9 protein-coding genes are annotated in these 15,299 nt (G+C 66.1%); 4 read left to right on the forward strand and 5 right to left on the reverse strand.

Annotation, left to right across the window (positions count from 1 at the left end; all coding sequences use genetic code 11):
* Nucleotides 1–2 precede the first annotated feature (2 nt).
* From ptsP to ACODRZ_RS07710, 3 genes are read right to left on the reverse strand one after another with little or no spacing between them, the layout of a single operon-like run.
* Nucleotides 3–2,537 carry a phosphoenolpyruvate--protein phosphotransferase gene (gene ptsP, locus ACODRZ_RS07700; protein WP_488969277.1) on the reverse strand — a complete coding sequence of 845 codons (2,535 nt, stop codon included), beginning with the start codon at nt 2,535–2,537 and terminating at the stop codon, nt 3–5.
* A gap of 34 nt (nt 2,538–2,571) precedes the next feature.
* A complete protein-coding gene (gene nagA, locus ACODRZ_RS07705; RefSeq protein WP_488969278.1) occupies nt 2,572–3,723 on the reverse strand; it encodes an N-acetylglucosamine-6-phosphate deacetylase in 1,152 nt (383 codons plus the stop codon).
* Nucleotides 3,720–4,742 (reverse strand): SIS domain-containing protein, encoded by a 1,023-nt coding sequence (locus tag ACODRZ_RS07710; protein WP_488969401.1) that lies wholly within the window; start codon nt 4,740–4,742, stop codon nt 3,720–3,722. Before ACODRZ_RS07710 ends, nagA begins: the two co-directional genes overlap by 4 nt.
* 536 nt (nt 4,743–5,278) lie before the next feature.
* On the opposite strand from ACODRZ_RS07710, the gene ACODRZ_RS07715 reads away from it, so the two are divergent.
* The 3 genes from ACODRZ_RS07715 (at nt 5,279) to ACODRZ_RS07725 (ending at nt 11,559) form a co-directional block, all read left to right on the forward strand.
* Entirely contained in the window at nt 5,279–7,996 is a 2,718-nt protein-coding gene (locus ACODRZ_RS07715; RefSeq protein WP_488969279.1) for a TonB-dependent receptor, read from the forward strand.
* A gap of 84 nt (nt 7,997–8,080) precedes the next feature.
* Complete coding sequence (locus ACODRZ_RS07720; protein WP_488969280.1) at nt 8,081–10,438, forward strand: alpha-N-acetylglucosaminidase; 2,358 nt, start codon at nt 8,081–8,083, stop codon at nt 10,436–10,438.
* Nucleotides 10,435–11,559: an acyltransferase family protein gene (locus ACODRZ_RS07725; RefSeq protein WP_488969281.1), complete on the forward strand. Its 1,125-nt coding sequence runs from the start codon at nt 10,435–10,437 to the stop codon at nt 11,557–11,559. Before ACODRZ_RS07720 ends, ACODRZ_RS07725 begins: the two co-directional genes overlap by 4 nt.
* Here ACODRZ_RS07725 and ACODRZ_RS07730 read toward each other — a convergent pair.
* On the reverse strand, nt 11,549–12,928 hold the full coding sequence (locus tag ACODRZ_RS07730) for an FAD-dependent oxidoreductase (RefSeq protein WP_488969282.1): 1,380 nt from the start codon (nt 12,926–12,928) through the stop codon (nt 11,549–11,551). The two genes, ACODRZ_RS07725 and ACODRZ_RS07730, sit on opposite strands and share 11 nt — an antisense overlap.
* A 235-nt stretch (nt 12,929–13,163) precedes the next feature.
* Between ACODRZ_RS07730 and ACODRZ_RS07735 the strand changes: the two genes are divergently transcribed.
* Complete coding sequence (locus ACODRZ_RS07735) at nt 13,164–14,003, forward strand: SDR family NAD(P)-dependent oxidoreductase (RefSeq protein WP_488969283.1); 840 nt, start codon at nt 13,164–13,166, stop codon at nt 14,001–14,003.
* Here the strand turns inward: ACODRZ_RS07735 and ACODRZ_RS07740 are convergent.
* On the reverse strand, nt 13,979–15,247 hold the full coding sequence (locus tag ACODRZ_RS07740) for a serine hydrolase domain-containing protein (RefSeq protein ID WP_488969284.1): 1,269 nt from the start codon (nt 15,245–15,247) through the stop codon (nt 13,979–13,981). The genes ACODRZ_RS07735 and ACODRZ_RS07740 overlap by 25 nt on opposite strands.
* Nucleotides 15,248–15,299 lie beyond the last annotated feature (52 nt).

Raw genomic sequence — 15,299 nt, forward strand, 5'->3', positions numbered from 1 at the left:
CGTCACAGTCCCACCTCCCTGAGCATTTCCGCCGCAAGCGTGCGGACTTCCCCCGCACTTGCAGCCTCGAGGGCCGCGCGCGCCAGCGCCCTGCAGCGCGCGTCCGTCACCGCCGCCAGCGTCGCCTTGATCTCGGCCACCTGCCCCGGCGCCGCGGAAAGTTCACCGACGCCCAGCCCGACCAGCAGCCCCGCCGCCAGCGGATCGGAAGCAAGACCGCCGCACACGCCGACCCATTTGCCGAAACGATCCGCGCCCGCGCAGGTCTGCGCGATCAGGCTCAGCACCGCCGGATCCAGCCCGTCCAGCCCTCCGGCAACCGCAGGATTGCCGCGATCCATGGCCAGCGTGTACTGCGTCAGGTCGTTCGTGCCGACTGACAGGAAATCACATTCTGCAGCAAGACGGTCGGCCATCACCGCAGCCGCGGGCGTCTCCACCATGACGCCCAGTTGCGGCACCGCGACGCCCAGCGCCTCGGCCTCCGCGACCAGCACCTTGCGCACGGCTCGCAGTTCCTCGACCCGGGCGATCATCGGTACCATGATCCGAATGTCGCCTGACGACGCCGCGCGCAGGATGGCCCGCAATTGCGTCGAAAGCACCTGTGGCCGCGCGAGCCCCACGCGAATACCGCGCAGGCCCAAGGCCGGGTTCTCCTCCGCCGCGATAGGGAGATAGGGCGCAGGCTTGTCCCCGCCGATGTCCAGCAGGCGCACGATCAGCGGCCGGCCTTCGAGCGCCTCCGCAATCGCGCCATAGCATGCTGCCTGCTCGTCCTCGTCCGGCGCCTCGGCGCGGTCGAGGAACAGGAACTCGGTCCGCAGCAGCCCGCAGCCCTCCGCACCTTGTGCCAGAGCGGGCGCAACGTCGTCGAGCTTGCCGAGGTTCGCGAAAACCTCGATCCGGGTCCCGTCGGCGGTCGCGCCCTTGCGCCCGGCAGCAACAAGCGCGGCAGCCCGCCGCGCCTCGCGCACAGCTACGGCAGTTCGCGCCTCACTCAGCCGTTCGGCGGGCGGATCGACTTCGAGCGTTCCCGCCACTGCGTCGAGTACGACCATGGTTCCGTCCGCGATGCCCAGCACCGCGCCGCCCAGCGCCACCAGCGCAGGCAGCCCGCGGCTTGCGGCGATGATCGCGACGTGCGAAGTCGGCCCGCCGCGCGCAGTCGCGATCCCCGCGACGCCGCCCGGATCGAGCGCCGCCACTTGCGAAGGCAACAGGTCGTCGGCGAGCAGGATAGCCCCCGCAGGCGCGACCATCGGCGGCGGTGCGCTGCCGACGATTTGCCATTGCACGCGCAAGTCGAGGTCGATGAAATCGGCCGCACGCTCGGCGAAGCGGGCGTCGCCGGTCGCACGCAGGCCCGCAGCTTCGGCATGGAGCACGCGCCGCCAGGCCGCTCCGGCGCTGGCCCCCTTTGCGATCAGCGCCTCGGCCGCCCCGGTCAGTTCCGGATCATCGAGCAGCGCGAGATGGGCGCCGAGAATCGCCTGCTCCTCATCATGCGCGCCTGCCGGATCGCCAAGGACGGCTCGGACCGCAACCAGCGCTTCACGAAGACGCGCGGCCTCGATCTCAGGCCCTGCGCCGATTTCATCGATCTCGGGCTCGGCCTGAACCGGCCGCCAGACCGGCCCGACCGCGATCCCCGGCGCTGCCGTAACGCCCGGCAGGGCCTCACCGGCCACGGGAATTGAAAACTCGACGGCGGCTACCGGGGCGGTTTGCACCTTCACGGCCGCTTCGGCGGGAAACGGTGCGCTCTCACCCATGCCGCTTGCGATCATCTGCACGAGTTGATCGAGAACCGGCCCTGCGTCGGGACCACTCGCCAGCAAGGTGATCGTATCGCCATGGCGCACCGCCAGACGCAACATCGCGGTGGGACTGGAGAGAGACGCTTCACGGCCTCCAACCGCCACACGGACTTGCGCGTCAGCGGCGCGCACGACTTCGGCCAGCCTCGCGCAGGGACGTGCGTGGAGACCGTGCGCCAGCGGCACCCGCACTTCGCGGGTAAGCCGATCATCCGGCGTCTTGCCAATATCGCTGGCGTGCTCCGACGACGCGGCCTCATCGCGGACGAGACGCGCCAGCGGTTCGCCGACCTCGATCGTGCCGAAGGGTGCGATCCACTCGATCGCGTATCCGGCCGGTTCGGTAACCAGCAGCGGCGTGACGAGGCTGCGCGCCTTGTCGATCACTTCGTCGAGCGCGACGCGAAGGAGCGGCTGGCCTTCGCCGACATGCTCGCCGATACGGACCAGCGGGGTGAACCCGGCACCGCCCAGGCGCACGGTGTCGAGCCCGAAATGCAGCAGCAGTTCCACGCCTTCCAGCAGACGCAGCGTGACTGCATGCCCGGCCTCGTGGAAACCGATCACTTCCCCCGCAGCCGGTGCATGCAGGACGTCGCCGAGCGGATCGATCGCCACGCCTTGTCCCAGCATGCCTGCTGCGAAGACCGGATCGGGAACCTCTTCGAGCGGGCAGAGCCAGCCGGAAAGCGGTGCACTGAGGGAAATGAACGACATCTCGGTTCCCGGCAATTGGATGTTCGAAAGGAATTCAGGCGACGCGGCGGCCGCCGATCCAGGTCTGCATGGGCCTGAGCGCACTGTCGAGCAGCGCAAGGTCAGCGCGGGCGCCCGGTCGCAGCGCCCCGCGATCGCCGTCGAGACCAAGGAAACCGGCAGGCGTGGCAGCGGCCATGCGCGCCGCGACCGGCACTGCGATCCCGGTCATCTCGACCATGTTGCGAACGGCACCCGCCATGTCGAGGCCCGAACCGGCAAGCGTTCCGGCAGCATCGGTGCAGATCCCGTCACGCACGAAGATCTCGTGGCCGTCGAGATGGAACGGCGCGCCCTCGTTGCCGACGCCGGGCATGGCGTCCGTGACCAGCATGATCCGTTCCGGCGACTTCGCCTTGAGCGTCAGGCGCAGCACGGACGGCACGACGTGGACGCCATCGGCGATCAGCCCGCACCACACGGCATCGTCATCGAAAGCCGCACCGATCAGGCCCGGCGCGCGGTGATGCAGCGGCGCCATCGCGTTGAACAGGTGCGTGACGCCGGTTATGCCGTTTGCGAAGCCGCTGGCGGCCTCTTCGACAGTCGCATCCGAGTGGCCCGCACAGAGGATCACTCCCGCCGCGACCAGCCTTGCAAGGTCGGCGGGATCGGCCAGTTCCGGGGCAAGCGTAACCAGTACCCGGCCGCGGCGCGGACGGGTAAGCAGCGCCATCGTTTCCGCATCGAGCCGGATCAGCCGCTCTTCGGCATGGATGCCCTTGCGCCGGGGGTTGATGAACGGGCCTTCGACGTGGATGCCGACGACACCGGGCACACCCGCCGCGATCGCCTCGTCCACCGCGTCGAGGCCGCGCGCGATGACGGAGGGCTCGGCGCTGATCAGCGTGGGCAGGAAAGCGGTCGTCCCATAGCGCGCGTGCGCCGCGCCGATCCCGGCGATGCCTTCGGGCGTCGGCGTGTCGTTGAACAGAACACCGCCACCGCCATTGACCTGCGCATCGATGAAGCCGGGCAGCATCCAGCCTCCGGCCAGATCGATGCTTTCGTCCACCGGGCTTTCGTCGCGGTCATTGGCGGGAGCTTCCATCGCGACGATGCGCTCGCCCTCGATGGTGATGCGGGCTTCGTGCAGGACCGCGTCGGCTGTCAGGACGCTGCCATTGAAGACATGAAGGACGGTCATCGCGTGCGCGTCACCTTGGCGAGATAGGGCGGGCGGTCGGGATCGTTCCCCCGCGCGAGGGACAAGGCATTGGCCATGCGATAGAAAGACGCGATCGTCGCCAGCGGTGCAAGCTCCGCGCGCAGCGGCAGGGCGGGAAGATGCCGGACGCCTTCCAGCTCTTCATCCCGTTCCGAAGCGAGCCAGACACGGGCGCCCCGCGCCGCGAACTCGCCGCACAGGGTGCGCACATCCTCGCCCGCGCTGTCGGGGCCGGCGAAAGCGATCACCGGGAAACCCTCGCGCACTACTGCCATGGGGCCGTGGCGCACTTCGGCCGAACTGAACGCTTCTGCATGGAGCCCCGAGGTTTCCTTGAACTTGAGCGCCGCCTCCTGCGCGACGGCAAGGCCGTAGCCGCGTCCGATCACGAAGAGATTGGTCGCATCCAGCAGCCCTTCGCCCAAGGCTGACCAGTCCAGCGCGAATGCCTTGTCCAGCGCAGTGGGGAGCGCTGCAAGATCCGCCTCCAGACCTGCATCGCCGCGCCAGGCGGACACGATCGCGGCAATGCCTGCCAGCGAGGTGATGTACGACTTGGTCGCCGCAACGGACCGCTCCGGCCCGGCACAAAGCGGCAGCACGACGTCAGCCATCGCCGCCAGGGGGGAATCCTCGTCATTGACCAGAGCCACCACGAGAGCACCCGCAGCCTGCTGACGCTCCACGGTCGCGAGCATGTCCGGACTGCGGCCCGACTGCGAAATCGCAAGACACAGCGCGCGACCCGAAGAAGGCGCGACTTGTGCATCATATAGCGACACGGTGGAGAACGCGGCGGAAACAGTCGGCACGCCGAGCAGTGTCTCCACGAGGTACTTGGCGTAAGTCGCGGCGTGATCAGACGAACCGCGCGCACAGGTGACCAGCAATGCGGGCGGGTCGGCGCGCAGGCTGTCACCCAACAAGTCGAGCGCCGCGCGATTGTGAGAAAGAAAGCGCGAAACCGCCGGGCCTGCTTCCGACGCTTCGGCATGCATCAATGTGACGCGGGACTCACTACCGGAACAGTCGGCCTTTTGCGTCGCGGAACCGGAGAAGGCGTCTGCTGTCACGTTCGATGTTTCCTCGTTGGGGCGCGCTGATGCGAATCGGAAATTCCCCGAGAAGTCAGCACCAGCATATTGGCATCATATGTCGCAAAATTTATAACACAATGGTATTTTAAATGTATCTATTTTTGCCAATCACCACAAGCCCGTGGAGGCAAATCCGCAGCAGCAGCACTCATGAAGCAGCAATCCATTTCCGCAAAAAATACAGGAATTCGCATCTTTTCATGTGATTGGCGGAAGGTATCAACCTCACCTCGACGGACCCGGAGCATGCATACGAGAGTGCCGATGATTGCAAATCCGGACAATACCAAAATAATCATTTTCGTCTTTAAATGGACTTGACTCGGATCGATGTCTTTGTGACATGATTGGGTAACAAATCAAAAAAAGCGTTCGCAGGAGGTGCGGAGGGTCCGCCGGGCTTTTCCGTTCCTAGAAACACGTCTCAGGGGGTAGTCATGACAAGTTCAGACCGCGATTTCGATCCGATTGCACGGCGCCTCGCCAAGGCCGCCCTGCTCCTTTCCAGCTGCGCACCTGCCCTGCTGGTGCCGGCCGGCCCGGCCATGGCGCAGGAAGCCGCCGCGCCCGCAGAGGGCGATGCCGCCGACATCGTCGTCACCGGTTTCCGTAGCAGCCTTGCCAACGCCCTCGACGCCAAGCGCAACGACGTGCGCGTGACCGACGGCATCTCCGCCGAGGACATCGGCAAGTTCCCCGCCGAAAACATCACCGAGGCAATCCAGCGCATCTCGGGCGTGCAGATGTCGAACATCAACGGCCGCGGCGCGACGATCAGCATTCGCGGCCTCGGCCCGCAGTACGCGCTGACCACGATCAACGGCCAGACCTTCAAGAGCGCCGACTTCACCGACGGCTTCCGCTACGACATCATCCAGACCGAACTCGCCAACGCGATCGAGGTCATCAAGTCGCCCACGGCGGCGATGGACACCGGCGGTCTTTCGGGCACCGTCAACATCTCCACGCCCAAGCCGCTGGACTACAAGGACCGCCAGATCATACTGTCGGTGAAGGGTCAGAACTCCGAATACGCAGGCGGCAAGATCACGCCCAAGATCAGCGGCAGCTACGTCGACCAGTTCGCCGATGGCACCATCGGCGTCTACGCCAACGTGGGCTACCAGAAGCTGCGCGACCGCGCCGACTACATGTGGATGGACCGCTGGGCCACCACCACCGTCGACGGCGAGACAGTGCAGCTGCCGCGCCGTCCGCGCTACCGCCGCATCGACCGCGACACCGAGCGGCTGATGGCCAGCGGCGGCCTGCAGTGGAAGCCGTCCGACCGCTTCGAGATGAACGCGACGGCGATCTACGCGCGTGACAAGACCGACTACGACCTCAACCAGCAGGTCTTCCTGTTCGACACCTCGCGCATCACCGTGAACGAAGTGAACAACGGCGTCGCCACCAACGTGACCGCCACCAACTTCACCATGGAGAACAACCGCCAGCACGAGGACCGCAACCTCACCAGCCAAGGTTACACCCTCGGCGCCAAGTGGAACGACGGCACCGGCTGGGTCGCCAGCACGATGCTGAACTACACCAAGGGCACGACCTATCAGGACGAGCGCGCTGCGATTGTCGGCGTCAACATCCCCAGCGCCTCGATCGACTTCTCCGATCCGAACGACGTGAACTTCACCGTCGGCACCGACCTTACCGATCCGAGCCTGTACCAGCGCAGCACGCTGACCCGTAACGAGTACCCCAACGGCGCCACCCGCCGCATGAACTCTTCCGAGAAGTCCGCGCAGTTCGACCTCAGCCGCGAAGTCACCTTCGGGCCGATCTCGAAACTCAGCACCGGCGTGAAGTATCGTCACGAGACGTTCAACCGCTACGTTTCGCGGCACGACATGGTGGCATTGGCCAATGCGCCGAGCGCGACCAGCAGCGTCTTCCCGGACATGACGACGACGTACTACCCGGTCTCCGGCTTCCTCAACGGCGCCTCGGGCATCCCGACCTCGTGGGTCGGTCCGGACCTTGCTGCCTATGAAAAGGCGCTGGCTGCAGCCGGGATCGTCGTCCCCGACATCTTCGCGCCGGAAGCGAGCTACAACGTCGATCGCTACATGCCCTCCGTCTACGCGATGGCGGACATCGACACGACCATCGCGGGCATGCCGCTGCGCGGCAACGTCGGCCTGCGTTACGAGCACACCAAGCAGAAGGTGCTCGGCAATGTCACCGAGCCGCGCACCGACGGCTACGAGGAAGTGCAGCAGAAGATCGGCGAGTACACCGTCACCCAGAAGTATGGCAACTTCCTGCCGAGCCTGAGCCTGGTGGCCGAACCGACCAACAACCTGCAGGTCCGCTTCGCCGCCGCCAAGGTACTTGTGCGTCCGTTCATGGACTCGCGCACCTCGATGGCGCAGACCACCTCGACTTCGGCGAACACCGATCCGGTCGGCACCAACACCGTCACCGTCGATCTCGGCCAGGCGGGCCTCAAGCCGCTGACCGCCAAGCAGCTCGATCTGGGCGTCGAGTGGTACTACGACCACGGCAACGCGCTCTCGATCAACGGCTTCTACAAGTGGATCAAGAACGGTACGTATTCCTCGCTGGTCTGCCCGTCCTCGTTCGACGGCACCGCGCTGTCGAGCAATTCCGGCGGTGAGTGTGTCGATGCCTCGGGCAACATCTACGACATCACCCAGACGCTCAACGATCCCAGCACCATCCGCGTGAAGGGCTTCGAGGTCAGCTGGACGCAGTCGTTCGACCGCTTCCTGCCGGTGGACGGCTTCGGCATCATGGCGAACTTCACGCGCGTCTACCCGCAAAAGGTCGCGATCGGCACCGGCTACACCATCCGCAACCTGTCGAAGGTGACCTGGAACCTCGTGCCCTACTGGGAGAACGAGCACTTCAACATTCGCGCGGCGATCAACCACCGCAGCGGCTACGAGCAGAACAGCGCCGACAGCTTCTTCGCTTATGCCGGCCACGTCGTGCGCGCTCGCACGCAGGTCGACATCAGCGGCGGCTATTCGCCGAACGAATGGCTGAGCTTCTCGGCCGGTGTCATCAACCTCAACAACAGCCGCGAGGAAGCGTACTACACCGACTCCTCGATCTGGCAGGAGAGCAGCTTCTACGGCCGCAGCTTCTACCTTTCGGCGACGCTGAAACTCTGACATCGCCATAACGACAAGGTGCGTGCCCGGGCCTGTGCCGGGCACGCACCAACCTGTTCAAGACTGTTGCAAGGACTGCCCCCGATGACCGCGATCCGCATCCCGCGTCCGTTCAAGAAGGGGAGCCTGCGATGGGCGGGCACCGCCCTGCTGCTGGCCACCGCCGCGCAGCCTTTCGCGGTCGCTGCGAAAGACAATCCTTCCACCGTTTCCCCGGCCCCCTCTCCTCCGGCCGGTGAACAGCCCGGCGTCGATTCCGCCGTCGCCGCGCTGGCCCGCTTCGGCATTCCGGCCGACAGGCTCTCCTTCAGCCTGAAGCCGGATGCCGGGGCGGCGCACTATCGCGTGCGCATCCGTGGCGGACATATCGATGCCGAGGGCACGTCCCCCGTCGCTCTGGTGCGCGGTGTCGCCGCCACGCTGGAGAAGCTTGGGCGCCTGCACGTCAGCTGGGAAGGCCGCCGCCTCGGCGCGCTGGACGCCCTGCCGGACATGGATACCGGCGAAGTCGCCTCTCCCTTCTCGCTGCGCGCTTACCTGAACACCTGCACTTACGGCTACACTACGCCCTGGTGGGGCTGGGACCGCTGGGAGCAGGAAATCGACTGGATGGCCGCGCACGGCGTCGACACGCCGCTGGCGATGGAAGGCCAGGAATATGTCTGGCGCGAACTCTGGCGCGAAAGCGGCCTGAGCGAGACCGCAATCGCCGAGGGGCTCTCCGCCGCGCCGTTCCTGCCGTGGCAGCGCATGGGCAATCTTGCCGGCTACCGCGCGCCGCTGTCGTCAGGCTGGATCGAGAAGAAGCACCAACTCCAGCTGCGCATCCTCGCGCGCATGCGTGCGCTCGGCATGAAGCCGGTACTGCCCGCTTTCGCCGGATACGTGCCCGAGGCTTTCGCAAAGGCCCATCCCAAGGCCCGCATCTACAAGATGCGCGCATGGGAAGGCTTCCCGCCGACCTACTGGCTCGACCCGTCTGACCCGCTGTTCGCGCAGTTGGCCGCGCGGTTCGTGACGCTGTACAACCGCACCTATGGCGAGGGCGAATACTACCTCGCCGATGCCTTCAACGAGATGATCCCCCCGATCGCCGAGGACGGCAGCGACGCCGCTGCCGCCGAATACGGCGATTCCATCGCCAACACCGCCGCCACCCGCGCGGCGGCCTTGCCCCCCGCCGTGCGCGACGCGCGCCTCGCGGCGTATGGCGAGCGGCTTTACGGCTCGATCACCGCCGCCGCGCCCAAGGCCACATGGGTGATGCAGGGCTGGCTGTTCGGCGCCGACAAGGCGTTCTGGACGCCCGAGGCGATTGCCGCCTTCCTCAGCCGCGTGCCCGACGACCGCATGCTGATCCTCGACATCGGCAACGACCGCTACCCCGGCATCTGGCAGAAGACCGACGCTTTCGACGGCAAGGCGTGGACCTACGGCTATGTCCACAATTACGGCGGCAGCAACCCCGTCTACGGCGACCTCGAATTCTACCGCCGCGACATGGCCGCGCTTCACGCCGACCCGCGCAAGGGCCGATTGACCGGGTTCGGCCTGTTCCCCGAAGGGCTGCACAGCAACTCGGTGGTCTACGACTACGCCTACGACCTCGCCTGGGGCGAGCCCGACCGCCCGCTTGCCGACTGGCTGGGCGAGCACCTGAAGGCCCGCTACGGCGAAGCTTCCCCGGCGCTGACGAAGGCATGGGAGCAGGCGGCTGCGGGCGCCTATCGCACGCGCTACTGGGAACCGCGCTGGTGGCAGCAGCACGCGGGCGCCTACCTGTTCTTCAAGCGCCCGATGGCAGAGGGCGCGGACTATCCCGAAGCGCCCGGCGATCCCGCCAACCTGCGCGAGGGGATCACCGCGCTGCTTGCCGCCGCGCCCGGCAAGCCGCCAAAGCTGCTCACGTACGACATCGTCGATCTGACCCGGCATTACGCCAGCCTCGAACTGGACCATCTGCTGAAGGCGACGCTGGCGGCGTACCGGGACGGCAAACTGGCAGAAGGTGACCGCAATCGCATCCGGATGGGCGCGCTGGCGCGGCGGATCGACCTCCTCGCGGGCAATCAGCAGGAAACGCTGGGTTCGTGGGTCGCCGATGCCCGCGCCTATGGCGACACCCCCGCCGAGAAGGCCCGCTTCGAGGAGGAGGCCAAGGCCATCGTCACCGTCTGGGGCGGCGAGGGCCACTTGTCCGACTACGCCTCGCGCGCATGGCAGGGCCTCTATTCGGGCTACTACCTGCCGCGCTGGGAGAGCTTCCTCACCGCCCAGCGCGCTGCGGCCGCCAGCGGCAAGCCGCTTGACGAACCAGCCACCCTCGGCGCGATCCGCGCATGGGAGCAGCAGTGGATCGCCGACGGACGCCAGTGGAAGCGCAAGGTCCCCAAGGATCCGATCAAGCTCGTCCGCGAAATCCTAAACGAGACCCAGCCGTGACCGTCGCCGCCAAGCCGCAGCGCTTTGCGTCGCTCGACGTGTTCCGGGGCGTCACCATCTTCTTGATGATCCTCGTCAATACGGCCGGGCCGGGAGCACCCGCTTTCGCCCAGCTGGTCCACGCCAAGTGGATCGGCTTCACGCTGGCCGACCTCGTGTTTCCCAGTTTCCTCTTCGCGATGGGCAACGCGATGAGCTTCGCCATGCGCAAGCCGCTCGCGACGGGGCCGTATCTCGCGAACCTAGTCCGACGCGGTGTGATCATCTTCACGCTGGGCTTCCTGATGTACTGGTATCCTTTCGTCCGGCATGACGCGGATGGCTGGAGCATGGCGCCCTTCGCGCTCACCCGGGTCCCCGGCGTGTTGCAGCGTCTGGCGCTGTGCTACTTCCTCGCCGGACTGTTGGTGCGGTGGCTCGACTGGAAGAAGCTGGTCCTCGCCTGCATCGCCCTGCTGTTAGGATACTGGGCGATCCTGCTGGCATTCGGCCTGCCGGGCGAAGCCTATTCCAAGATCGGCAACGCCGGGACCCTGCTCGACCTCTACCTTCTGCCAAAGGAACACCTCTACAAGAAGGACGGCGGGTTCGATCCGGAAGGCTTCCTCGGCACCCTGCCCGCGACCGTCAACGTGATCACCGGTTACCTCGCCGGTCTCGCCGTCCTGCGCGCGGGCTCGCTGGAGAAGACATTACGAGCGCTGGCGCTGACGGGACTGGCGTTCGTCGTCGTCGCTCTTGCTTGGAGCCCATGGTTCCCGATCGCCAAGAAGCTGTGGACCGGTTCGTTCGTGCTGCTGACCGTGGGGCTGGCACTGATCCTTCTATCGCTGGCGAGCTGGCTGTTCGAGATCAAAGGTATAGAGCGCGGCAAGCGCTTCTTCACTATCCTTGGCCGCAATCCGCTGGCAATCTACCTGTTCTCCGAACTCTTCGTAATCACCCTCAACCTCGTGAGGGTGCCCGGCTATGGGGGATTGTACGACTGGATCGGCATCGCCATCTTTCAGTCCATCGCCCCCGGCGCGGTCGGTTCGCTGCTATGCGCTTTCGTCTACACAATGCTGTGCTGGAGCGTCGGCTGGGGTCTTGATCGCAAGGGCCTGATCCTCAAGGCATAAGCGCCGTGAGGCAGCGCGCGGCGGCGCGTCCCGCGACTTTGCCGAGCGTCGTCGCCGCCAGCAATCCATTACCGGCAAGGTAGCCATAGGACGCATCGCCCGAAAGGCCCCGCGCTGCCCCTCCGCCCGCGAAGAGGTTGGGAAACGCCGTCCCGTCCTCGTGCAGCACGCGCGTCTGGCTGTCGATCACCAGTCCGCCCTGGGTGTGGAACAGCGCACCCGTCACCTTGGCCGCGTAGTACGGCCCTGCGAGAACCTGCGAAGCGGCGAACGATCGCCCGAAAGCATCCTCCCGCTCACCCCGTGCGACCGCCGCGACATCGGCACATGTGTCCTCCAGCGTCGAAACCGGCACCCTGATCGCCTCGGCCAGCGCAGGCAGGGTGGGCGCACTCACCACCGCTCCCGCGCGCAGGGCATCACGGTAGTCGTCGAAATCGCTCATCAGCACATGCAGCCGCTCGTCGAAGATCGACCAGCCGACACGGCCCGGCTGCGCATTCAGCTTGGCCGCCTGTTCGGAATAGCCCGCAGACTCGTCGGAGAAGCGCCGCCCCTCGACATTGACCTGAAAGCCCCCCTCCATGATCAGCGGCCACAGGATCGGCACCGCGTGGCCTACCGCCAACCCGCCATGCCCCTGATAGGCGGTCATGTCCGCGACCGCCGCGCCCATCTCCAGACCCCAGCGGATCGCATCACCCTTGTTGCCCGGATGGCCATGGAACGTCGCCTCCGCCATGTCGGGGATGAACCGCGCGACCATCTCCGCATTGCCAGCAAAGCCCGAACAGGCGAGGATCAGGGCATCGCAGGTGACGGTTTCCGCGCTGCCGTCAGGGCGCGTGTAGCGCACTGCGGTGACGCGGTCGCCGTCATGCAGCAGCTCTTCCACGGTCGCTTCGGTAAGGATCGGGATCTGCGCCTCCCCACATGCCGCTTCGAGCGCCGCCATAAGCTCGCCCCCCGTCCGGTTCGGCGTGCCGTACATGCGGCGCACGCTATGCCCAGGGTAGAGAAAACCGTCGACGAGATCGAGCGGCACTCCATGACAATCGCGCAGCCATGCGATCGTCTCGACCGATTCACGCGCGACGTGCAGCGCGAGTTCGCCATCCACGCGGCCCTTGGTCTTGGCGACCATGTCGGCGGCGAAGATCTCGGGCGTATCGACGATCCCTGCGGTTTTCTGCTCGGGCGTGCCGCTGGCCGGGATCAGACCCGTCGACATCGCGGTGGAGCCTGAAGGCGAGGCGTCGCGTTCCAGCACGAGAACCTCGCTCCCGGCGTCGTGCGCGGCAAGCGCGGCAGTCAGGCCGGTGCCGCCGGCGCCGACGATGACGATAGGGAAGTGCATTGCGTCGCTCATGATGGAAACCTGTCCGCGAAAAGGGCTTGCCCACGAAGATGCGCAAGCGGCCCGATCACGAATGGCGAAGCAGGGCGCTCCCTGTCCCGCCCCCTCTTCCCGCCTTTTCAACAGACGAATATCGCCGCCCGGGCCGAAAATTCACTGCGCGAACATCGGCAAACGAAGCTGGCGCGAGCATGCGCGGTCAAGCGTTAGCCTCGAAGCCAAGCCTACATTGAAAAGGATGGAGACGATGGCCACTCACGAGACGCCTGCTTGCCGGACCGCGTTCGTCACCGGCAGTTCGAGAGGGATCGGAAAGGCGCTGGCGCAAGCGCTGCTCGATCGGAGTATCAACGTCTACGTATCCTCTTCCGGTGGTGAGGATGCCCGCCATACGGCCCGGCACTTGCGCCAGGATCGCGCCCGTGCCGAAGGCGGCGCCTGCGACGTCACCAGTGCCGATGCGGTACGCTCCGCTTGGGACGATGCCTGCGAACGGTTCGGCGGTGTCGATATATGGATCAACAATGCCGGGCTGGCGCTGGGCGGCGGGCTTGTCGACATGCCCGAAACCGACGTGAGCCGAATGCTCGACATCAACGTCATGGGACTGGTGCATGGCTGCCAGACCGCGATCCGCGGATGGCGCACAGCCGGCAGGCCGGGCGCGCTGTACAACATGCTGGGGGCCGGAGCGGACGGCACGCTGATGCCCTTCATGAACGGCTATGCCACCACCAAGGCCGCCGTCACCTATCTTACCCGCTCGCTGGCCGAGGAAATGAAAGACAGCCCCAGCATCGCCCACCCCATCGTCGTCGGCGCGATCAGCCCCGGGCTCGTCATCACCGAGGGCTTCCTGCGTGAACATGCGAAGCTGGATGCCGAGGCCGCGCGTGCCCGTCGTGACTGGGTAAATCTCATTGCCGACCACCCGGAGACGATCGGCCGGTGGGCCGCCCGCATTATCGACACGAACACCCGCAACGGCCGAACCTTCACCTGGTTGACACCGCGCAAGATCCGCGATCGCCGCAAGGGCAAGCCGCGTGACGTACTCGCACGCTATTTCCCGGTGGAGCCCGCCTGACCGTCCCCGTCGATCGCGCCAAGCACGATATTCGGCAGCATCGCATTGTCCCAGATCGACTTTGCGGGCGGGCGATCGCCGGTGCGCAGGATCACCAACTGGCGCGATGGCACTATGTAGACCACCTGGTTGGCATTGCCGTCGAACAGGAACAGGTCCGCAGCGGCATACGGCGCAGAGTGATAGGATCGTCCGAAAGTGACTTGCGGATTGGCCGGTCCCCGCCACTCGACATAAGGGCTGCCGATATAGACGCCGAGCCCCGCGTGCGGGTTCTGCTCCGTCGGCGTGACCATGGCCTTGACGAAGCCCTCCGGCAACAGCCTCCTGCCCTCCCACACCCCGTCGCGGGCCAGCAGGATGCCCAGCCTCAGATAGCTCTCGGCAGGCAGTAAGGCACAGCAGCCCGAATGCGGTGTACCGCCCTGACGGTTCATCCAGATCCGGCCGCCGCGCGCACCGATCGGTGACAGCACTTCGCGCGCGATCCATTCCCCGAACGGAACGCCGGTTGCCCGCTCGATCAGGGGAGCGATGAGTTCGCCGTTGGCGTTTGAGTATTCGTACCGGCTCCCCGGCACATCGACGAGGGGGTACTCGTCGATGATGATGCGATCATGGTAGGGATGCAGGTATGCGCGATTGAGGATGTCGCCGGGATCGGACGCGGCACCTTGCGGCAGCAGGCCCGATCGCATGCCCAGCACTTGCCGGATGGTGATCGCCGCGCGCCGTGTTCCCCGCCATTCGGTGATGAAATCCGCCATCGGCTGGTCGAGCGACGCGATCCTGCCGGCCGCGATGGCCCGCCCGACGGCGATGACCGCCAGAGGCTTGGACAGCGACTTGGAGATGATCGGCGTGTCCTCATGCGTATCGCCGAAATAGTCCTGCTCGATCAGGGCGCCCTCGTGCCAGACCATGAACGCCGAACTGTTGCTCGATGCCGCATAATCGCGCGCTTTTGCCAGCGCGGCGGGTGCGATGGAGCGCCCTGCAGGAAGCGGGCGCCATTTTCGGACCCCGCCGAGCGGCGCCAGCGTATCGTAAGCCGCAATGCCCGTCTCTCCGGTCGCGTACTGCTTATAGCGACGCATGTAGAGCGCCTCCGCATCCCTAGAGGACATGTTCGTGGCAGACTGGCGCGACAGGCGAGGCGTCGAGGTGCAGCCAGTCAGGCACAGGCCCGTCATGCACAAGGCCGCCGTGCCGGACAGCACGGTGGCAGGCAGCGCACGTTTCATCGCGGATCTCCCCAAGGCGAACGCTGTACCCTGCCGCGATGGAGGGCTCCGG

Source organism: Novosphingobium sp. FG90, assembly GCF_057808725.1.

What these genes read in the sequence shown, in the direction of transcription:
- ptsP (WP_488969277.1), bottom strand. Translation starts at nt 2,537, where the DNA reads ATGTCGTTCATTTCCCTCAGTGCACCGCTTTCCGGCTGGCTCTGCCCG.
- nagA (WP_488969278.1), bottom strand. Translation starts at nt 3,723, where the DNA reads ATGACCGTCCTTCATGTCTTCAATGGCAGCGTCCTGACAGCCGACGCG.
- ACODRZ_RS07710 (WP_488969401.1), bottom strand. Translation starts at nt 4,742, where the DNA reads ATGCATGCCGAAGCGTCGGAAGCAGGCCCGGCGGTTTCGCGCTTTCTT.
- ACODRZ_RS07715 (WP_488969279.1), top strand. Translation starts at nt 5,279, where the DNA reads ATGACAAGTTCAGACCGCGATTTCGATCCGATTGCACGGCGCCTCGCC.
- ACODRZ_RS07720 (WP_488969280.1), top strand. Translation starts at nt 8,081, where the DNA reads ATGACCGCGATCCGCATCCCGCGTCCGTTCAAGAAGGGGAGCCTGCGA.
- ACODRZ_RS07730 (WP_488969282.1), bottom strand. Translation starts at nt 12,928, where the DNA reads ATGAGCGACGCAATGCACTTCCCTATCGTCATCGTCGGCGCCGGCGGC.
- ACODRZ_RS07735 (WP_488969283.1), top strand. Translation starts at nt 13,164, where the DNA reads ATGGCCACTCACGAGACGCCTGCTTGCCGGACCGCGTTCGTCACCGGC.
- ACODRZ_RS07740 (WP_488969284.1), bottom strand. Translation starts at nt 15,247, where the DNA reads ATGAAACGTGCGCTGCCTGCCACCGTGCTGTCCGGCACGGCGGCCTTG.